The organism is Streptomyces sp. NPDC060064, from assembly GCF_042736455.1.
Taxonomy (GTDB): domain Bacteria; phylum Actinomycetota; class Actinomycetes; order Streptomycetales; family Streptomycetaceae; genus Streptomyces.
Map to the genome: position 1 here is coordinate 77,311 of NZ_JBHWWF010000019.1, position 17,554 is coordinate 94,864.

General features: G+C 70.6%; 21 protein-coding genes and 1 pseudogene. 10 read left to right on the top strand and 12 right to left on the bottom strand.

Annotation, left to right across the window (positions count from 1 at the left end):
- Positions 1-203 precede the first annotated feature (203 nt).
- The 3 genes from ACFWDI_RS22755 (at position 204) to ACFWDI_RS22765 (ending at position 3,531) form a co-directional block, all read left to right on the top strand.
- Complete coding sequence (locus ACFWDI_RS22755) at positions 204-1,316, top strand: PP2C family protein-serine/threonine phosphatase (RefSeq protein ID WP_385306370.1); 1,113 nt, start codon at positions 204-206, stop codon at positions 1,314-1,316.
- Between the two features lie 292 nt (positions 1,317-1,608).
- Positions 1,609-2,949, top strand: coding sequence for a transcriptional regulator (locus ACFWDI_RS22760; protein ID WP_385306372.1), 1,341 nt, complete (start codon positions 1,609-1,611; stop codon positions 2,947-2,949).
- 51 nt (positions 2,950-3,000) lie between these two features.
- Entirely contained in the window at positions 3,001-3,531 is a 531-nt protein-coding gene (locus tag ACFWDI_RS22765; RefSeq protein WP_326648690.1) for an NUDIX domain-containing protein, read from the top strand.
- A gap of 10 nt (positions 3,532-3,541) precedes the next feature.
- On the opposite strand, the gene ACFWDI_RS22770 is transcribed toward ACFWDI_RS22765, so the two are convergent.
- Together ACFWDI_RS22770 and ACFWDI_RS22775 are read right to left on the bottom strand one after the other, a co-directional pair.
- Entirely contained in the window at positions 3,542-3,799 is a 258-nt protein-coding gene (locus ACFWDI_RS22770) for a hypothetical protein (protein ID WP_385306373.1), read from the bottom strand.
- 176 nt (positions 3,800-3,975) lie between these two features.
- On the bottom strand, positions 3,976-4,836 hold the full coding sequence (locus ACFWDI_RS22775; protein WP_385306374.1) for a 3-hydroxybutyryl-CoA dehydrogenase: 861 nt from the start codon (positions 4,834-4,836) through the stop codon (positions 3,976-3,978).
- A 199-nt stretch (positions 4,837-5,035) separates the two neighbouring features.
- On the opposite strand from ACFWDI_RS22775, the gene ACFWDI_RS22780 reads away from it, so the two are divergent.
- On the top strand, positions 5,036-6,289 hold the full coding sequence (locus tag ACFWDI_RS22780) for a glycoside hydrolase family 10 protein (protein ID WP_385306376.1): 1,254 nt from the start codon (positions 5,036-5,038) through the stop codon (positions 6,287-6,289).
- Position 6,290: 1 nt separating this feature from the next.
- Here the strand turns inward: ACFWDI_RS22780 and ACFWDI_RS22785 are convergent, their stop codons facing one another.
- Positions 6,291-6,482 carry a DUF1918 domain-containing protein gene (locus ACFWDI_RS22785; protein ID WP_385306378.1) on the bottom strand — a complete coding sequence of 64 codons (192 nt, stop codon included), beginning with the start codon at positions 6,480-6,482 and terminating at the stop codon, positions 6,291-6,293.
- A 72-nt stretch (positions 6,483-6,554) separates the two neighbouring features.
- Positions 6,555-7,451 (bottom strand): DMT family transporter, encoded by an 897-nt coding sequence (locus ACFWDI_RS22790; protein ID WP_385306380.1) that lies wholly within the window; start codon positions 7,449-7,451, stop codon positions 6,555-6,557.
- On the opposite strand from ACFWDI_RS22790, the gene ACFWDI_RS22795 reads away from it, so the two are divergent.
- Complete coding sequence (locus tag ACFWDI_RS22795; protein ID WP_385306382.1) at positions 7,450-8,949, top strand: PLP-dependent aminotransferase family protein; 1,500 nt, start codon at positions 7,450-7,452, stop codon at positions 8,947-8,949. The two genes, ACFWDI_RS22790 and ACFWDI_RS22795, sit on opposite strands and share 2 nt — an antisense overlap.
- On the opposite strand, the gene ACFWDI_RS22800 is transcribed toward ACFWDI_RS22795, so the two are convergent.
- Positions 8,900-9,517, bottom strand: a complete 618-nt coding sequence (locus tag ACFWDI_RS22800; protein WP_385306384.1) for a DUF6461 domain-containing protein — start codon at positions 9,515-9,517, stop codon at positions 8,900-8,902. The two genes, ACFWDI_RS22795 and ACFWDI_RS22800, sit on opposite strands and share 50 nt — an antisense overlap.
- A gap of 94 nt (positions 9,518-9,611) precedes the next feature.
- On the opposite strand from ACFWDI_RS22800, the gene ACFWDI_RS22805 reads away from it, so the two are divergent.
- The 3 genes from ACFWDI_RS22805 to ACFWDI_RS22815 all read left to right on the top strand — a co-directional run bounded on the left by ACFWDI_RS22805 (position 9,612) and on the right by ACFWDI_RS22815 (position 11,006).
- On the top strand, positions 9,612-10,043 hold the full coding sequence (locus tag ACFWDI_RS22805) for a GNAT family N-acetyltransferase (protein ID WP_385306385.1): 432 nt from the start codon (positions 9,612-9,614) through the stop codon (positions 10,041-10,043).
- A gap of 39 nt (positions 10,044-10,082) precedes the next feature.
- Entirely contained in the window at positions 10,083-10,658 is a 576-nt protein-coding gene (locus ACFWDI_RS22810; protein WP_385306387.1) for a histidine phosphatase family protein, read from the top strand.
- 75 nt (positions 10,659-10,733) lie between these two features.
- Positions 10,734-11,006, top strand: coding sequence for a hypothetical protein (locus tag ACFWDI_RS22815; RefSeq protein ID WP_385306389.1), 273 nt, complete (start codon positions 10,734-10,736; stop codon positions 11,004-11,006).
- Positions 11,007-11,035: 29 nt separating this feature from the next.
- Here ACFWDI_RS22815 and ACFWDI_RS22820 read toward each other — a convergent pair whose 3' ends face one another.
- The 4 genes and pseudogenes from ACFWDI_RS22820 to ACFWDI_RS22835 all read right to left on the bottom strand — a co-directional run bounded on the left by ACFWDI_RS22820 (position 11,036) and on the right by ACFWDI_RS22835 (position 14,024).
- Entirely contained in the window at positions 11,036-12,259 is a 1,224-nt protein-coding gene (locus tag ACFWDI_RS22820) for an RNA polymerase sigma factor (RefSeq protein WP_385306390.1), read from the bottom strand.
- Positions 12,260-12,267: 8 nt separating this feature from the next.
- The gene (locus tag ACFWDI_RS22825) at positions 12,268-12,624 is read right to left on the bottom strand and encodes a YciI family protein (protein WP_362679179.1); all 357 of its coding nucleotides are present in this window, start codon (positions 12,622-12,624) and stop codon (positions 12,268-12,270) included.
- A 124-nt stretch (positions 12,625-12,748) separates the two neighbouring features.
- A pseudogene (locus ACFWDI_RS22830) lies at positions 12,749-13,060 on the bottom strand (ATP-binding protein); the annotation flags it as partial.
- A 187-nt stretch (positions 13,061-13,247) separates the two neighbouring features.
- Complete coding sequence (locus ACFWDI_RS22835; RefSeq protein WP_385306391.1) at positions 13,248-14,024, bottom strand: LysR substrate-binding domain-containing protein; 777 nt, start codon at positions 14,022-14,024, stop codon at positions 13,248-13,250.
- A gap of 58 nt (positions 14,025-14,082) precedes the next feature.
- On the opposite strand from ACFWDI_RS22835, the gene ACFWDI_RS22840 reads away from it, so the two are divergent.
- A complete protein-coding gene (locus tag ACFWDI_RS22840; RefSeq protein WP_385306392.1) occupies positions 14,083-14,487 on the top strand; it encodes a DUF5997 family protein in 405 nt (134 codons plus the stop codon).
- Positions 14,488-14,607: 120 nt separating this feature from the next.
- Here the strand turns inward: ACFWDI_RS22840 and ACFWDI_RS22845 are convergent, their stop codons facing one another.
- Positions 14,608-15,099, bottom strand: coding sequence for a DUF2000 family protein (locus tag ACFWDI_RS22845; protein ID WP_385306393.1), 492 nt, complete (start codon positions 15,097-15,099; stop codon positions 14,608-14,610).
- Between ACFWDI_RS22845 and ACFWDI_RS22850 the strand changes: the two genes are divergently transcribed.
- Positions 15,098-15,952 carry an AraC family transcriptional regulator gene (locus tag ACFWDI_RS22850; RefSeq protein WP_385306394.1) on the top strand — a complete coding sequence of 285 codons (855 nt, stop codon included), beginning with the start codon at positions 15,098-15,100 and terminating at the stop codon, positions 15,950-15,952. The genes ACFWDI_RS22845 and ACFWDI_RS22850 overlap by 2 nt on opposite strands.
- Before the next feature lie 70 nt (positions 15,953-16,022).
- On the opposite strand, the gene ACFWDI_RS22855 is transcribed toward ACFWDI_RS22850, so the two are convergent.
- Together ACFWDI_RS22855 and ACFWDI_RS22860 are read right to left on the bottom strand one after the other, a co-directional pair.
- A complete protein-coding gene (locus ACFWDI_RS22855; protein ID WP_385306395.1) occupies positions 16,023-16,841 on the bottom strand; it encodes an SGNH/GDSL hydrolase family protein in 819 nt (272 codons plus the stop codon).
- Positions 16,828-17,397: a PadR family transcriptional regulator gene (locus ACFWDI_RS22860; RefSeq protein WP_385306482.1), complete on the bottom strand. Its 570-nt coding sequence runs from the start codon at positions 17,395-17,397 to the stop codon at positions 16,828-16,830. Before ACFWDI_RS22860 ends, ACFWDI_RS22855 begins: the two co-directional genes overlap by 14 nt.
- Positions 17,398-17,554 lie beyond the last annotated feature (157 nt).

Below are 17,554 nucleotides of genomic sequence, written 5' to 3' on the forward strand. Positions count from 1 at the left end.
TTTTTTTTTTTGTGCGGGTCTGGGGGGGGTTGGTCCCCGTTCCTTTTGTTTTGGGGGCCGCGCGCGCCCCCGGGGCCCCGCCCCTCACTCATTTGGGTGAGAACGTGGGGCGTTGTCCCTTCCGGGCCCGGTCGATCGACAGAATCTCCCGGCCGTGCGGGCCTGCCTGCGTGCCGGACAGGGCCTATGAGGGGACCATCCGCATGATCCGTATCAGGTCCGGTGGAGGTCCCTTGCCCGCCTCGCGGTGGGCGAGGTCCGCGCGCGCCGACAGTTCGCGGGTACGGCGACTGCTTCCTCTGGTGCTTCCCGCCGTATGGGGCGCCGCTGCGCTCACCTGGAAGATCGCCTGTCCGTCCACCCAGCCGGAGAGCCTCGGACAGCGGATCGTCACCGGTGTCGTCTTCTTCGCGGTCGGCACCGGTCTTGTCCTCGGTGTCCGGCACGGGCTGAACCGCGAGCTCGAACGGGTCCGCGAAATCGCCTACGCCGCCCAGCGGGTGCTGCTGCGGCCGCTGCCGCCCCGTGTCGCCGGACTCACCCTCGCCGCGGGCCAGCTCTCCGTCAGCCGCGGCGCCGCGGTCGGCGGTGATCTGTTCGAGGCCGTGGCCACCCCGTACGGCGTGCGTATCGTCATCGGCGACGCCCGCGGGCACGGGCTGCCCGCGATCGGGGCGGTGGCCGCGGTTCTCGGCAGCTTCCGGGAGGCCGCCTACGACGAGCCCGAACTGGGCGGTGTGCTGCGGCGGTTGGACCGGGCGATCCATCGGCATTTGCGGGAGCGGGCGCGGGAGGAGCATCCGGCGGCCGGCGGGGGAGAGCCGGACTGCCCGGTGGCGGAGGATTTCGTCACCGTACTGCTGTTGGAGATCGGGCAGGACGGTGGCGTACTGGCGCTGAACTGCGGTCATCCATGGCCCTACCGGCTCTGCCGCCGGGCCGAACCGCTCGCCTGTGCGGACCCGCTGCCACCGCTCGGTCTGTTCCCGCTGCCGGCCGAGCTGCCGGTCCGCCGGTGTGCCCGGCTGCGGTCCGGCGAGGCGCTGTTCCTGCACACGGACGGGGTGGCGGACGCCCGTGACGCGGCGGGGAGGTTCTTCGGTCTGGAGGCCGTGCTCACCGAGGCCGCGCTCGCCTCGCCGGTGTCGCCCGCCGCCGTGATCGCCACCGTTCACTCGGAGTTGCTGCGTCACACCGGCGGTCGTCTCGCCGACGATGTGGCACTCCTGGTGCTGCGTAACGACCGCGCGCGGGTACCGGCGCAGTCCGGAGATGCCGCCCTGCGCCGTACCCGGCCGGAACCCTCCAATCGCTAGCCATCTGCAGCCATGTGCAGCGATCGGCAACCAAGGGATTGCCATGCGGCCGGCGCCGCCCGCCCTGCCGCGGAGTGTCGGGCAGATCAGCAGGGCAGACGACGCATTCTGGGGCCGTCGCACTGTACGAGGGGGAGCCGACGGCCCGGCCGCCTCTATGAGAGGCACCCCAGTCAACCGGTGCGGGCGACGTGGCGGCAGAGCGCGCGGGGCACGGATGAGGGCACTTGGTTCACACCCCGTGCGAATCGCCCTCCACTAGGCTGAGCCCAACGAGCCACCGGAGGGGCACATGCAGCCCAATACCCTGCTCGACGCCCTGCTCGACGAGGCGGGCATCTCCAACGCGGGCCTTGCTGCCCGGGTCAACCAGGCCGGCCGGGCAAGAGGTCTGGCACTGCGGTACGAACACACTGCCGTAGCACGCTGGTTGAAGGGCCAGCGTCCGCGCGGCCAGGTGCCCGACCTGATCTGCGAGGTGCTCGCCGGCCGGCTGCACCGGGCGATCGTCCTCGGCGACATCGGCCTCGGAGTGCCGGGCGAGTCCGTCACACAACCGGGCTCGCCGCTCTCCGGCTTCGTGGAGCGGGCCACCGCGATGTGGCGCTCCGACGAACAGCAGCGGCGGCACATCATCGAGGCGCCCGCGGTCACCGGCACCCCCGCCGTCATGCCCGTATGGGAGTGGGAGAACCCGCCGGAGGACTCGGACGTCTCACGCTCGGGGCAGACACGCGTCAGCATGGCCGACATAAAGATGCTGCGCGCCGCCCGTGCGCACTACGAGCTGATGTACCGGAAGGCGGGCGGCATAGCCACCCGCGCCCGCATCGTCGGCTTCCTCAACGCCGAGACCGCACCGCTGCTCCGTGGTGGCTACAGCGACGCTCTCGGCCGCCAACTGCACCGCGCGACAGGCGGTCTGGTGTCCGTGGCCGGCATCTGCGCCTACGACTCCAACGCGCATGGCCTCGCCCAGCGCTACTTCCACCAGGCGCTGCGGCTGGCAAAGGCCAGCGGGGACCGGGGACTTGGCGCGTATGTGATCGCGCTGCTGGTCAACCAGTCGCTGTTCATGGCGGAGCACCGGCAGGCGGTGGCCTTCGCGGAGGCGGCGCTGCGAGCCGCGGGACGGCAGCTCACTCCGGCGCTGGCCGCCGATCTGTACGCGATGCAGGCGAAGGCGTACGCCCATCTCGGCGACGGCAGCAGCGCCTTGCGGTGCATCCGGCGAGCGGAGCTGGAGGCGGAGCGGATCCGTCCGGGGTACGAGCCGGACGAGACCGGTTATGTCCAGCCGGGCCTGGTGAATGTCCAGGTGGCGGAGGCCCTGCTCAGCCTCGGTGATCTGACGGCGGCACGGCAGCATGCCGCGGCGGCCGTCGACACTCCGGCGCACGACCGCGGCCGGGTGCACCGGCTCGCCATGCTCAGCCAGATCGAGCTGCGCCAGGGCGAGGTGGACCGGGCGGCGCAGACGGCGGCGGAGATGGTGGAGCGGGCCAAGGGGATGGAGTCGCAGCGGATCCGGGACCGGCTGCGGGCGGTACGCGAGCATCTCGTGGCGAGCGGTTGCACCAACGCCGACGAGGCGGCCGAACTCATCGACGGGGCACTGCGCGTTCCCCTCTGACCGAGCTCCTGCTGCGATATTGCCATCTACTTGTCGGAAGGTGGCAGAAACGTGCAGTGGACGAAATTAAGCGAACAAACTGTGTATGAAAACCGCTGGTTCAGGGTCAACCTGGCCGATGTCGAGCTCCCCGACGGCCGGCACTTGGACCACTTCCTCATCCGGCTCCGCCCGGTCGCCGTCGCGACCGCGGTCAACAGGGCCAACGAGGTGCTGATGCTCTGGCGGCACCGCTTCATCACCAACAGCTGGGGCTGGGAGCTCGCCGCCGGCGTCGTCGAGGACGGCGAGGACATCGCGGCCGCGGCCGCCAGAGAGATGGAGGAGGAGACCGGCTGGCGTCCGGGCCCCCTCCAGCACCTCCTGACCGTCGAGCCGTCCAACGGCCTCACCGACGCCAGGCACCACCTCTACTGGTCCGAGGACGCGACGTACATCGGGCATCCGGAGGACGACTTCGAGTCCTCGCGCCGCGAATGGATACCGCTGAAGCTGGTACCCGACATGATCGCCCGCGGTGAGGTCCCGGCCGCCAATATGGCGGCCGGGCTGCTGATGCTTCACCATCTGCGGCTGGGCTGACGCCCGGCGGCTATCGGCCGATCGCCTGCCACACCGTTACCGCCAGCGCTCCGAGCGCGGTCAGCGCGGCAACGGCGGGCAACGGCCACCTGGACTGCTCAAGTGCCCCGACGCGCGCGGCCAGATCGGTCAGCTCCCGGTCGATCTGGCCATTGCGCTGCGCGAGCAGCGCCAGATGCCCGTCTATCCGGGCGAGGCCGACGTCGAGGCTGCGGCGTAACTCAGCGAACTCTTCGACGACCACTAAATGATCAGGGTCGTTGGTCACGGACTGGCTCCTCCTTCGGGAAAGTTGTGCAGCGGACCCTTGACTGAGCGGAACCGAGTCAACTCTCCCTGGTCGGAGGGCGGGAGCGTGTGCGCACGGCATATGCGGGCACGCCCCGCACACTCCGTGTGAATCAGGAGTACGACCCCATCACGGGTGTGGCGAGTCCGGTCCCGTCATGAGTACGGGTAGAAACCCGAACCCGTCTTGCGGCCGAGCCGCCCCGCGTCCACCATCCGCTGCAGCAGCGGGGGAGCGGCGTACAGCGGCTCCTTGAACTCGGCGTACATCGAGTCCGCGACCGAGGCGACGGTGTCCAGACCGATCAGGTCGGAGAGCTTCAGCGGGCCCATCGGGTGGGCGCAGCCGAGCTCCATGCCGTTGTCGATGTCCTCGCGGCTCGCGATGCCCGACTCGAACATCCGGATCGCGGAGAGCAGATACGGGATGAGGAGGGCGTTCACCACGAAGCCCGAACGGTCCTGGGCGCGGATCGGGTGCTTGTCCAGCACGTTCTGGACCACAGCCTCGGAGCGCTTGATCGTCTCCTCGGAGGTGGTCAGCGCCGGGATCAGCTCGACGAGCTTCTGCACCGGGGCCGGGTTGAAGAAGTGGATGCCGATGACCTGGTCCGGCCGAGAGGTCGCGACGGCGAGCTTCACCAGCGGGATGGAGGAGGTGTTGGAGGCGAGGATCGCGTCCTGGCGGGTCACCACCTGGTCGAGCACCTGGAAGATCTCGGTCTTGACCTGCTCGTTCTCCACGACGGCCTCGATGACGAGATCGCGGTCGGCGAACTCCCCGAGGTCGGTGGTGAAGCTCAGCCGCTCCAGCGTCGCGTCGCGCTCCTCCTCGGTGATCTTGCCGCGTTCGGCGGCCTTCGAGAGGGAGTTGTAGAGCCGGGTGCGACCGATCTCCAGAGCCTCGCCCGTGGTCTCGGCGACCTTCACATCGAGGCCGCTGCGGGCGCACACCTCCGCGATGCCTGCGCCCATCTGGCCGCAGCCCACCACTCCGACGCGTGCAATGTCGGCCATTGAGTCCGTCACCTCGTGCCTTTCGCTGATCCTGTGCCCGGGGTCTCCCGGCGGGAGGCCGGGGGACGGGCCCCCCGTGTGATGCCCGGCGCCCGCCTCGACCCCACGACGTTACTCCGGATGCAGGTGTGCACGACCGTCAGGGGCGGGCATGCTGTGCGGATACGGCGGCCGGCACCGATAACACAGGGGGCGACAAATGGGGCAGATCGGAAGAAGAGGGTTTGTCGTGACAGCGGCCGGAGTGCTGGCCGCGCTGGCGACGGCCGGGGACGCGGCAGCCGCGCCGGCCGCCGGCCGGGCGGGTCGCCGACGGCACGGGCCGAGCCGGGAATTCCGCGGCATGTGGTTAGCGAGCGTAGCCAACCGCGACTGGCCCTCCCGGCCGGGTCTCACCGCCGCCGAGCAGTGCGCGGAACTCCTTGCCCACCTCGACGCGGCCGTGGCCCGCCGGCTGAACGTCGTGGTCTTCCAGGTCAGGCCGACCGCTGACGCCCTGTGGCCCTCACCGTACGAGCCCTGGTCCCAGTACCTCACCGGCGTCCAGGGGCAGCACCCCGGATGGGACCCGCTCGGCACCGCCGTGCGTGAGGCCCACCGGCGCGGTCTGGAGCTGCACGCCTGGTTCAACCCGTACCGCGTCGCGAACCACACCGACCCGTCCCGGCTGGTCGCGAACCACCCGGCCCGGGTCCACCCCGACTGGGTCCTTCCGTACGGCGGGAAGCTCTACTACAACCCCGGCATTCCGGAGGTCCGCAGCTTCGTCCAGCGCGCGATGATGGACGCCGTCCACCGCTACGACATCGACGCCGTCCACTTCGACGACTACTTCTATCCGTATCCGGTCGCCGGCCAGGTCTTCGACGACGACGCCAGCTACGCCCGCTACGGCGCGGGCTTCCCGGACAAGGCCGCCTGGCGGCGCGACAACATCGACCGGCTGGTGCGCGAAATGGCCGAAAGAATCAAGAAGGCCAAGAAGAACGTCCGCTTCGGCATCAGCCCCTTCGGCGTATGGCGCAACGCCGCGACCGACCCGCTCGGCTCCGACACCCGGGCCGGCGTGCAGACCTATGACCATCTGCACGCCGATACCCGCAAGTGGGTGAAGCAGGGCTGGATCGACTACATCGCCCCCCAGATCTACTGGAACATCGGCTTCGCCGCCGCCGACTACGCCAAGCTGCTGCCCTGGTGGAACAGCGTCGTACGGGGCACGGGCGTCCATCTCTACGCCGGTGAGGCGCTCTACAAGGCGGGCGACCCCGCCCAGCCCGCACCCTGGCAGGACCCCGCTGAACTGTCCCGCCACCTCACGCTGGCGCGCGGATACACCGATGTACGCGGCCACTGCTTCTTCTCGGCCAAAGAAGTCATGACTGATCCGGTCGGCGCGATGGCCAGAGTGGTGGCCGATCACTATCCGACCAGGGTGCGTCCCCCGGGCTGAGTCAAGGCTGTTCGTGGTGGCGCACGACGCAGTCGGGGCCCGGAGACATCAGCGCCTCGTGCCCGTCGTCGAAGCGGACGCGGTACGGAGGAGTGCCTTTGGCCCCCAGTACCTCGACGACCTCGGCCTGCTTGTCGTGCTGCCCCACGGTCCTGCCGTGCACCAGCAGTGTGTCGCCCACATTCGCTTGCATCAGGAGTGACCTCCTCGAAGGCGGTGGTCCGGTGATGTTTCGAGTCTACGGCCGGGGGCGAGAGTTGCACCTTCAGCTGCGGGCGCGCTGGGTGACCGCGATGCACACCAGGACGGCGACCGCGGCCACCGGGGCGGCGGGCGAGAGCGGCTCGTCCAGCAGGGACACCGACCAGACCAGAGTGAGAAGCGGCTGCGCGAGCTGGAGCTGGCTGGCCTTGGCGATGCCGATCGAGGCCATGCCCCGGTACCAGACGTACAGGCCGAAGAAGGTCGAGCCGACGGCGACCCAGAGCAGCCCGATCACGCCGTGGGCCGTCAGCCGCACCGGTTCGAAGGCCAGGGCAACGGCCGATCCGGTGAGCGTCAGCGGCAGGCAGAGCATCAACGCCCATCCGACCACCTGCCAGCCCGGCATCTCCCGGGCCAGGCGGCCGCCCTCGGTGTAACCGGCCGCGCAGACCAGCAGGGCTCCGAAGAGGTACAGATCGCCGGTCTGGACCGCACCACCGCTCTGCTGCACGGTGAACGCGATCACCACGGCGGCCCCGGCGAGCGCCGCAAGCCAGAAGGTGCGGGACGGGCGGCGGCCGGTGCGCACGGCCGCGAAGGCGGCGGTGGTCAGCGGCAGCAGTCCCACCACCACGGCGGCGTGCGAGGTGGTGGAGGTCTGCAGGGCGAGTGTGGTCAGCAGCGGAAAACCCACGACCACACCGCCGGCCACCACCATGAGCCCTGCCCAGTGGCGGCGGTCGGGGAGTGGCACGCGCATCGCCCGCAGAAAACCCCCCGCGACCACGGCGGCGAGCACGCTCCGTACGGCGACGAGGGACCAGGGGCCGAAGCTCTCCAAGCCCCAGACCGTGGACGGAAAGGTGAGCGAGAAGGCGAGGACGCCCAGTGCGGCCTGGAGGGTGCCGCTGCTGACCGCTATCGAGGCGGTGGGAGTAGCGCTATCCTGTGCTGTCATGCATGAGCGTAGCAGTGTGACGGAATTGGCGAATACGCTGAAGCGCGAGCTCGACCGCTACTCGCCCGGTGGAAAGCTGCCGTCGAGTCGGGCGCTTGTGGAGCGCTTCCGGGTCTCTCCGGTGACCGTCTCGCGCGCGCTCGCCCAGCTTGCCGCCGAGGGTCTGGTCGTCACCCGGCCCGGCGCCGGAGCGTTCCGGGCGCAGCCCCGTACCGACACCCCGCCGCCCCAGGACACCTCCTGGCAGGAGGTCACCCTCAGTGCCGACGCGGCCACCGAGCTGGTGCCGCGCGCCGTTGACGCCTCCGGGGTCCTGGCCACCCTCGCCGCGCCGGCGACCGGTGTCGTGGAGTTCAACGGCGGCTATCTGCATTCCAGCCTCCAGCCGGAGCAGGCGATGGCCGCGGCCCTGGCGCGGGCCGGGCGGCGGCCCGGGGCCTGGGGCCGGCCGCCCACCGACGGGCTGCCCGAACTGCGCGAGTGGTTCGCCCGCGGTCTCGGCGACACCACGGGAGCCGCCGACGTCCTGATCACGGCAGGCGGCCAGTCCGCACTGACCACAGCCCTGCGCGCGCTCGCCCCGCCCGGAGCCCCCGTGCTTGTCGAATCCCCCACCTATCCGGGCATGCTGGCGATCGCCCGCGCCGCCGGACTGCGGCCCGTGCCGGTCCCGATCGACGCCCGCGGCGTACGTACGGAACTGCTCGCCGCGGCCTTCCAAGCCACCGGTGCCCGGGTCTTCGTCTGCCAGCCGCTCTTCCAGAACCCGACCGGAGCGGTGCTCGCGCCCGAGCGCCGTCCTGAAGTGCTCCGCATCGCGCGCGCGGCAGGCGCCTTCGTCGTCGAGGACGACTTCGCGCGCCGCCTGGTCCACGAGGACGCGGGCCCGCTGCCCAGGCCGCTCGCCGCGGACGACCACGACGGCGTCGTCGTCCATGTCAGCTCGCTCACCAAGGCGACATCGCCGAGCCTGCGGGTGGGGATGCTGGCCGCCCGCGGACCCGTCATGGAACGGCTGCGCGCCATCCAAGTCGTCGACAACTTCTTCGTACCCCGCCCGCTCCAGGAAGCAGCCCTCGAACTTGTCGGCGCACCCGCCTGGAACCGTCATCTCCGCACGGTGGCCGCGGAGTTGAAGGCGCGCAGGGACACCATGACCGCCGCCCTGCTGCGGCACCTGCCCGAACTGGCCCTGCCCCACATCCCGTCCGGCGGCTACCACCTCTGGCTGCGGCTTCCCGACGGCGCGGACGAGGCCGCACTGCTCTCCGCGGCCCTGCGCGCGGGCGTCGCCGTCGCACCCGGCCGCCCGTACTTCTGCGCCGAACCCCCTGCGGGACACGTGCGGTTGAGCTTCGCGGGCGTGGCGGGACCGGCCGAGATCGCCGAGGGCGTACGGCGGCTGCGGACCGCGTGCGACGAGGTGCTGGTGCCGGGCCGCGAGACTGTCAGCGGGCCGGCAGCGGCGCCGTCCCGCACACGAACTCCGCCGTCCTGAGGAGTTCCGGCGTCAGTAGTACCCCCGTGATCCGCTCGGCCAGCGCGAAGGCAGCTTCCGTGTGCAACTCGTAGTCGCGGCCGTCTTCTTCGCTGAGATCGAAGCCCACCTTCCGCATGGTGCCGACGAGGCCGTCGGGATCGCTGCCGTCGCGCCCGTAGGGGAACAGTGGCTCGAAGTGGAGGCGCAGTTCGCCGTCCTCGTACCAGTTGAAGTGGTCGACGGCATTGATGTTCCGGAAGTGCGAGACGACCGTCGTCCCGCGCGATATCGGTGCCACCGCCTCGTCGGTGATCCCCAGATAGCCGTTGGGCTCGACCATCAGCGCCCAGTCGGCGACGGCGGTCACCCCCACGAACAACCGGTCGCCGTCGTGGGTGTCCCAGGCGTCGTACGCGGGCTCGACCAGCCCCTGGACCCCGGCAACCCGCACTTCCTCCTCAGCCCCGAGGCGCGCGAGCAGAGTCTGTGGCGAGAGTCCGCGCACCAGCGTGATGCAGTACGCCTCGGCCAGGTCGTCGAAGTCTTCGCCGAACCACAGATAGTCGGCAGCAGTCGTCCCAGTCATGATCCGAGCATCGCAGCCGCCACTGACAACGCTCCTGCCGCGCCCGCGCGAAAACAGCTCGACCGAACGGCCCCGGGCCTGCGAGCCTCCCGCCATGAACGAGACGACCTTCGGCACGTACACGATCTCCACCGACCCCGCCCGCCTGGACGCCGCCCGCATCCACCATTGGCTTTCCACCGATGCCTACTGGGCGCTCGGCCGCAGCCGTGAGAAGCAGGACCGGGCCATCGCCGGTTCGCTCAACTTCGCGGCGTACGAGACGACTTCGGGTGAGCTCGTCGCGTACGCCCGTGTCGTCACCGACCACGCCACCTTCGCCTGGCTCTGCGATGTGTACGTCGACCGGGCCGCCCGCGGCAAGGGGCTCGGCACCGCGCTGGTCGCCGCCGCCCGCGATCACCTCGCCCCGTGCGGGCTGCGCCGTATCCTCCTCGCCACCGAGGATGCCCATGGCGTCTACGAGAAGATCGGCTTCCAGGCCCTCCAGCACCCCGGGAACTGGATGTCGCTCGGCCATCAGTGACCTCTTGACCTGCGCGGCTTTCGCAACCACCATCACGCCATGAGTGTCCGGATCACGTTGGTCGCTGCCGCCCGCAGCTCCACCCTGCTCGCCGAGCGCTTCGACGACGACCGGCCGCTCGATCAGGCCGGCTGGCACGAGATGCAGCTCGCCGCGCACGCCCTCGTGCCGCTGAACGTCGCCGAGCTGCGCTACTGCTCGCCGACCGCCCGCAGCCGGGCGACCGGCGACGCGCTCGGCTTCGCGCCGATCGCCCAGCCGGCACTGCGCGACTGCGACATGGGCCGCTGGCGCGGCTTCACGTTCGCGGAGGTGACCGCCAGGGAGCCGGACGCCGTCGACGCCTGGCTCGCCGACCCGCGCTCCGCGCCGCACGGCGGCGAGCCGCTGCTCGCGTTCATCTCGCGCATAGGGAGCTGGCTGGACACCAGGCCCGCCGAGGACGTCGGTGCCATCGTCGCTGTCGCCGAGCCGGCCGTCGTACGGGCGGCGCTGGTGTACGCGCTGAGGATGCCGCCCTCGGCGTACTGGAACGTGGACGTCCGCCCGCTGTCGACGGTCACCCTGACCGGCCGGGCGGGCCGTTGGAGCCTGCGCCTGGAGGCGGCCGCCTGACCGTGCCCGCACCTCCGCCCGGTGCCTCCGTTGCCCCCTGCCTCCGATGCCTTCGCCCGGTCCAGGATCTCCGCCATGCCGCAGACCTGGCTGCTCGGGGAAGCCGCCCGTCAGCTGAGCCAGGACCGTACAGCGACCTGGTGCCGGTGGCGGCAGAGCGTGCTGCGCCGCGGGTTCCTCCGCGCCGAGCTGCGGCTCCTGCCCGGGGCACGGAGCACCCCGATCCCCGGGCAGGGTGTGCTGCGTCCGATGTGGGACATCGACAACGCAGGGCTGAACATCGCCGTCCTCCGACCGGCCGCCGGGACCGCGGTGGTGACCGCGGGCATGCACCAAGCGGGTAGCTGACGGGGCAGTCGTCGGCCACGGTCGAGCGGTCAGGCGCGGTTCAGCGACTCGAGACCGCGCCGCAGGAAGTCACGCTCGGCCCAATTCTCGGTGCGGGCGATCGCTGCCTCGTACGCGAGTGCCGCCTCGCTGTCGCGGCCCAGGCGCCGCAGCAGATCGGCCCGGACGGCGTGGAAGAGATGGAAGCCGCCGAGGTCGAGACTGTCGACGAGGGCCAGTCCCGCCCCCGGGCCTTCGACCTCCGCCACCGCGACGGCGCGGTTGAGGGCTACGACCGGGCTCGGGGCGAGCGCGAGCAGCTGGTCGTACAGCCGCAGGATCTGCGACCAGTCCGTGGCGGCCGCGACCGGTGCGTCGCTGTGGACGGCGTTGATCGCCGCCTGGATCTGGTACGGGCCGGGCCGACCGCGCCTCAGACACTGCCGGACCAGGGCCTGGCCCTCGGCGACGAGATCGTGGTCCCACAGACCGCGGTCCTGGTCGGTCAGCAGCACCAGGCCGCCGTCCCGCGTGGTGCGGGCGGCCCGGCGCGACTCGGTGAGCAGCATGAGCGCGAGCAGCCCCTTGACCTCGGGCTCGTCGGGCATGAGCTCGGCAAGGAGGCGTCCGAGGCGGATGGCCTCCGCACAGAGGTCTTCCCGCACCAGCCGCTCGCCCGAGCTGGCCGTATAGCCCTCGTTGAAGATGAGGTAGACGACGGCCAGCACCGGCCGGAGTCGGTCCGGGAGATCGGCGTCCTTCGGGACCCGGTAGGGGATCCGGGCGTCGCGGATCTTGCCTTTGGCCCGGACGAGCCGCTGGGCCATGGTCGGCTCAGCCACCAGGAACGCGCCCGCGATCTCCGCGGTGGTCAGCCCGCCCAGCAGCCGAAGCGTCAGAGCGACCTGGGACGCGGTGGCGAGCGCGGGGTGGCAGCAGGTGAAGATCAGGCGCAGCCGGTCGTCGTGCACAGGATCCTCCTCGGCCGGTTCGTCGACGGCGTGCAGCAGTGCGGCCTGGGCGTACCGGTCCTCGCGGGACGCTTCCCGGCGGAGGCGGTCGATCAGCCGGTTGCGGGCCGTGGTGATGATCCAGCCGGCCGGGCTCGGCGGCAGTCCGGTGGCCGGCCACCGCTCCACCGCCGCGGCGAACGCGTCCTGGACCGCCTCCTCGGCGATCTCGATGTCGCCGAAGCGGCGGACCAGGACGGCTACCGCGCGCCCGTACTCCGCACGGAACACGCGCTCGATCTCCGCGACGGTGCCGGCAGGCATATCGGGTGTCACTCCGCGGCTTCGCCCAGGAACGGCCGTACCTCGATCGGGAGCGTGGTCGCGCGGGCGGCCTTACGGCCCCATTCGAGCGCGGAGTCCAGATCGGGCGCCTTGACGATGCACAGCCCGCCGATGTGCTCCTTGCCTTCGGCGTACGGGCCGTCGGTCATCAGGGCGTCGCCGCCCTTGACCTGGACCACGGTGGCCGTGCTCGGGTCGTGCAGCCCTCCGGCGAAGACCCATGCGTCGGCGGCCTTCAGTTCCTGATGGAAGACGTCGAGCTCCCGCCTGATCTCTTCCAGCACCTCCGGCGCGGGCTTCTCTGCGGACGACGGCTGGATCACGCTGAGCAGGTAGTGCTTCATGGCGTCTCTCCTTGGAGTTCGAGGCCGGCCCCGTGCCGGTCTCCCACCCTCTATACGAACGGCTTCCGGCCGGATCGACACGGGCGCGGCCAAAGATGGTCAGCTGGTGGAGGCGGGGGCGTACGAGGAGGCGCGCGCCGGGGGCGTGGTCCTCGACGTGGGTGCTGCCGTGGTGGGCGGTGACGATGTCATGGACGATGGCGAGGCCGAGGCCGCTGCCGCCGGTGTCCGTCGCGCGTGCGTCGTCCAGGCGGGTGAGGCGGTCGATGACGCGTTGCCGATCGGCTTGCGGGATGCCTCGCCCGTCGTCGGCGATGACGAGTTCCGCGATGCCGTCGAACGGACACCTCCGACCCGGGCGAGAACACCAGCGGTCCGGACCGGGACAACATTCAGGAGGGCGACCAGAGCGCCCCCGACCAGGGGCAGTCCGCAGGGACTCAGGACAAGGAGCAGGAGCAGTCCGGTGGGAGCGCCGTCTCCGACGGTCCCGCCACCCACAGTGCCGCCCAGGTCAAGTCGCCGCAGGCCCGGTGCACTTGCGGGACAGAACCGCAACTGGCCCCCTGGCAGTCTTCGGGCCGGCGGGCCGGCGCGGAGCCCACGAATGTGCGACGCCGGGGCTACGATCGGCGGCGAGGTTTGCCGCGCTTGCCGCCCTTGGCGCCGCCGGAACCACTCCGTGGGCTCTTGCCGGTCGAACCGGTCGACTTGCCGGCTGCGGGCTTCCGCCGTGCGCCGCCTGTAGCGGGACGCTTCGGCTTCGGTTGGGCCGGTGCCGGGGCCGGGGAGCGACCCCGTGAGCTGTTGACGGTCCGCCCGCGGACGATCCCGATGAAGTCCTCCACCAGTTCGGTGGTCTCGTCCTGTGGCCAGGACAGCGCGATGCGCGACTCGGGGGCATCCGAGACCGGCCGATACGTGAGGTCCTTGCGGTGGTGCAGGCGGGCGAGTGACTGCGGGACGACGAGCAGCCCCACTCCTGCCGCCACCAGCTCGATGGCGTCCGCCGTCGTGGCGGGCCGTTCGTTCGCGGGCTGTCCCGGCAGACGCTCCCAGTCGAGCGAGTCGTCGAGGGGATGCAGCACGATGTCGTCGGCCAGATCCTCGACGGACACTTCGTCGACCGCGGCCACGACGTGGTCCTTCGGGACCACTACCACCGTGGTCTCGGTGTAGAGGGGGATCGCGCTGAGGTCCGTCCGGTCGACCGGCAACCGCACGAAACCCGCGTCGGCGCCGCCGCCCCGCAACACCTCGGGTGCGTCGGCGGCGGACACCGCGACGAGGGTCAGTGGGATTTCGGGCAGTCGCTCGTTCCAGATCCGCACCCACTTGGTCGGCGTCACGCCCGGGACATAAGCGAGCCGGAATGAAGGGGGTACTTCCGAGCCTGTCACTCCGCCAGGTTACCGGTCGTGGTCGGAGGTAGCTCACACGCTCGATACTCTTGACACCATGACGTCGCACCAGACCACCCAGACGATGAAGCCCGCGACCGCGGCGAAGAAGCTGGGTGTGTACCTCCAGGCCACCCCCACCGAGTTCCAGGAGGGTGTCGTCTCGCGCAACGAGTTGAATGCGCTGCAGACCGATCCGCCCGAGTGGCTGTTGGAACTGCGACGCAACGGCCCGCATCCCCGGCCGGTGGTCGCGGCGAAGCTGGGCATCTCCATCGCGGGGCTCGCGCGTGGCGGAGTCACCGAGGCCCTCACCACCGAGCAGATCGACGCGTTGAAGACGGACAGTCCCGAGTGGCTGCAGCGGGAACGCGCCACCCAGGCCGAGGTCCGGAAGGAAGCGGCGCGCATCAAGGAGAAGAACGCGGCGCAAGCCGATCAACCCGGCCGACCGCGTTCCTGACCTGTCTCCCCCGACGATGCCGAGGTCGTCAACAGCGTCGTTCCGCTCCGTGGAAGGCGCTCAGCCGCCCGAGTGCCGGTGATCGGGATCGGGATCGGGATCGGCGAGATTTGAAGTCGCTCAGGGGTGCATTCGCGCGCCCTTGAGGACCTTGTCCACCGCGTTGCGGGGTCCGTAAACGGCCATCCCCACCAGATCGAGCTGGTCCTTGCGCACAGCCCGTACAGCCGCCCGGTTGTCCCGGTCGTTGCCCGTGCTGAACAGATCCGACGTGAACACGGCCCTCGGCAGCGAGCGGGACAGCGCACGACCGTGCGCGGCGGTCAGTGTCTCCTTCGTCCCCTCGAAGACCAGCACGGGCTGGCGGAACATCGGCAGGTACGCGGTGTCGTCGGCGTCCGTGTACGGCTCGCCTATCACCTCGGGTGACGCTGTGCCGAGCCCGCTGACCAGGAAGGCGGTCACATTCAGCCGCTGCCAGGACTCAAGGTCGTCGCGCAGCAGGACGGCGATCTTGGTGTCGAAGCGCACAGGAACGTTCTCATCCCCGGCCACAGTCCCCGCCACGGCCCCCGCCACGGCCCCCGCCTCGGTCTCATCCTCGGTTCTCATGCTTCGAGACTCCAGGGTGCACGCCTTCTCCGTCTTGTACGTTCTTTGCGTGACGACCCGGCAGGAGATCTCCGCTTGGCGCCCGCCGGTCGCGGGTGTCGTCGAGGTCTTCCACGCCCACTTCACCGAGCACGCGTACCCCATGCACGTCCACGACGCCTGGACCTTGCTGATCGTCGACGACGGTGCGGTCCGCTACGACCTGGACCGCTACGAGCGCGGCACCCCGAGCGACACCGTGAGCCTGCTCCCACCACAGGTCCCGCACAACGGCTCACCTGCCACCCCTCAGGGCTTCCGCAAGCGCGTGCTCTACCTCGACATGACACAGCTGGACGAGAGCTTCATCGGGCCGGCGGTGGACGGCCCGGACCTCACAGAGCCCGTCCTGCGCAGACGCGTCGGACAACTGCACACAGCCCTCGCGAACCGGGGCGACGAGTTCGAGGCGGAGAGCCGTCTGGCCCTCATCAGCGAGCGACTGCGCCGGCATCTGCGCCCCGGGCCGGCCCTCGGCAGCGCGGGGCTCGACGGCGGCGTCGCCCAGAGCCTGCGTGACCTCCTCGACGAACGACTGCTTGAAGGCATCGCCCTGGAAGAGGCCGCGCGCCTGGTCCACGCCCACCCCACCCACCTCGTACGTGCCTTCAGCGGCGCCTTCGGCATCGCCCCGCACCAGTACATGACGTCCCGCCGCGTCGACCTGGCCCGCCGTCTGCTGCTCGACGGACAGCCGCCGGGCGAGGTGGCGACCGCCGCCGGCTTCTACGACCAGTCCCACCTCACCCGGCACTTCAAGCGGGTCGTGGGCATCACCCCGGGCCGGTACGCCCGTACCGGAGCCGTCAGTTGAGCATGGGCCGCGCTTGCCGCCACCCCTGCTCGCCGGCAGTAGAAGCACACCAACGGCCTGGCCGCAGTCCCTACGAAGATTCCCGTTGACCGGTGTCTGCGGGGGAGCCGGGCGTCGCGCTCAGGGGCAGGAGCTGGGGGCGTTTTGCGGTGCGGCCGTCGCCGGAGGACCGCCCGCGCAGACGGCGCCCGAGCCAGGGGCCGAGGAATGCGGCCGCCCAGCGCAGTTCGGCTCCTGCGGTTTGCCGGCCCGCGGGGATCGTATGTGGCGGTAGGGGGAGCGTCCAGGCATCGTCGCTGCCGGGCAGGTGGAGGGCTTGGGCAACGGCTGCGGCGATCCGCTCGTGGCCCACGGGGCCGGCATGGAGTCGGTCCGCGCTCCACAGCCGTGGGTCGGTGGAGATGGCCTGCCGGCCGGTTTCGGCTACGGCGACCCCGTGACGGGCGGCCGCAGCGCGGACGCGGGTGTTGAGGTCGAACACGCGGGACCTGATCGGCCGGGCAAGGGGCGCGATCTTCCCCACGTCGGGGAAGGTCACGGTCGCCACCTGAGCCCCGGCGGCCGTGAGCGCGGCGAACATCTCTTCCAGGTGCCCGGCCACCTCTGCGGCGTTGAACCGGGGCCGGAGCAGGTCGTTGACCCCGGCGACGACGGTGGCCAGGTCGGGGCGCAAGGCCAGTGCGGGCCCCAGCTGTTCAGCGCGGACCTGGCCGGCGACACGTCCTCGTACGGCCAGATTGGCGTACCGAAGCCCGGGGTTGACCGCCGTGAGGTGCTCGGCGAGCCGGTCGGCCCAGCCGCGTAGGCCGATGATGTCGTCCCCGTCGCCGAGCCCTTCGGTCTGGCTGTCGCCCAGGGCGACGTAGCGCTGGTATTCACCGTTCGGCATGAGTCGTCCGCCTTTCCCTCAGCACCGCCGCGATCCGCAGGCACCAGTCCCGGTGGCCCTGCTCGAAGGCCAGGCCGCGCAGGCACGTCAGGTACGGCCCGATCCGTTCGCCGCGGCGCAGGAACTCCTCCTCGTCCGCAGCGCCGCGCATCTGCCGCAGCAGCTTGCCCAGAAGCTCGATCTTGGCCTCGGCCGCGGACGCTCGCTCTTCGAGCTGTTCGATCACCGGCGCGGTGCCGATGCGGTCGGCGGCCTGGACCTTGACGAGCAGATCGTCGCGGATGAACGAGGGCTTCGATACGCCTGCGGCAAACTTCTCCAGCTCGGCGCGACCGGCGTCGGTGACCGTGAACAGACGCTTGTTGGGCCGGGCCTCCTGGATCACCTGTCGACCCGCGACCAGCCCTTCCTGCTCCAGCTTGGTCAGCTCGGCATACAGCTGCTGGGGCAGGGCGTGCCAGAAGTTCGCGACGCCGATGTCGAACGCTTTCGCCAGCTGGTATCCGCTGTACTCGCCGTCCAGCAGCGCCGCCAGCACGGCATGTCGCAAGGCCATCGAGCGGCCCTTCCCTTCCTCGTCCGCCACCGCATCATACTCAAGAATTTGATTAGTCACATCCTTGGGTATGAGGACGTCGTGGAGAGTGCGGAACACGTTTCCAGAGTTGGTTCAGTGGAGACTCCGGGCGGCGTTGGGCTCCATGCCCTGCCCG

Bases quoted from the DNA above. Each gene is read 5' to 3' on its own strand.
- ACFWDI_RS22760 (WP_385306372.1), top strand. From the start codon at position 1,609: ATGCAGCCCAATACCCTGCTCGACGCCCTGCTCGACGAGGCGGGCATC.
- ACFWDI_RS22795 (WP_385306382.1), top strand. From the start codon at position 7,450: ATGCATGAGCGTAGCAGTGTGACGGAATTGGCGAATACGCTGAAGCGC.
- ACFWDI_RS22845 (WP_385306393.1), bottom strand. From the start codon at position 15,099: ATGAGAACCGAGGATGAGACCGAGGCGGGGGCCGTGGCGGGGGCCGTG.
- ACFWDI_RS22825 (WP_362679179.1), bottom strand. From the start codon at position 12,624: ATGAAGCACTACCTGCTCAGCGTGATCCAGCCGTCGTCCGCAGAGAAG.
- ACFWDI_RS22755 (WP_385306370.1), top strand. From the start codon at position 204: ATGATCCGTATCAGGTCCGGTGGAGGTCCCTTGCCCGCCTCGCGGTGG.
- ACFWDI_RS22810 (WP_385306387.1), top strand. From the start codon at position 10,083: ATGAGTGTCCGGATCACGTTGGTCGCTGCCGCCCGCAGCTCCACCCTG.
- ACFWDI_RS22860 (WP_385306482.1), bottom strand. From the start codon at position 17,397: ATGGCCTTGCGACATGCCGTGCTGGCGGCGCTGCTGGACGGCGAGTAC.
- ACFWDI_RS22790 (WP_385306380.1), bottom strand. From the start codon at position 7,451: ATGACAGCACAGGATAGCGCTACTCCCACCGCCTCGATAGCGGTCAGC.
- ACFWDI_RS22850 (WP_385306394.1), top strand. From the start codon at position 15,098: ATGCTTCGAGACTCCAGGGTGCACGCCTTCTCCGTCTTGTACGTTCTT.
- ACFWDI_RS22785 (WP_385306378.1), bottom strand. From the start codon at position 6,482: ATGCAAGCGAATGTGGGCGACACACTGCTGGTGCACGGCAGGACCGTG.
- ACFWDI_RS22820 (WP_385306390.1), bottom strand. From the start codon at position 12,259: ATGCCTGCCGGCACCGTCGCGGAGATCGAGCGCGTGTTCCGTGCGGAG.
- ACFWDI_RS22775 (WP_385306374.1), bottom strand. From the start codon at position 4,836: ATGGCCGACATTGCACGCGTCGGAGTGGTGGGCTGCGGCCAGATGGGC.
- ACFWDI_RS22840 (WP_385306392.1), top strand. From the start codon at position 14,083: ATGACGTCGCACCAGACCACCCAGACGATGAAGCCCGCGACCGCGGCG.
- ACFWDI_RS22855 (WP_385306395.1), bottom strand. From the start codon at position 16,841: ATGCCGAACGGTGAATACCAGCGCTACGTCGCCCTGGGCGACAGCCAG.
- ACFWDI_RS22780 (WP_385306376.1), top strand. From the start codon at position 5,036: ATGGGGCAGATCGGAAGAAGAGGGTTTGTCGTGACAGCGGCCGGAGTG.
- ACFWDI_RS22800 (WP_385306384.1), bottom strand. From the start codon at position 9,517: ATGACTGGGACGACTGCTGCCGACTATCTGTGGTTCGGCGAAGACTTC.
- ACFWDI_RS22805 (WP_385306385.1), top strand. From the start codon at position 9,612: ATGAACGAGACGACCTTCGGCACGTACACGATCTCCACCGACCCCGCC.
- ACFWDI_RS22815 (WP_385306389.1), top strand. From the start codon at position 10,734: ATGCCGCAGACCTGGCTGCTCGGGGAAGCCGCCCGTCAGCTGAGCCAG.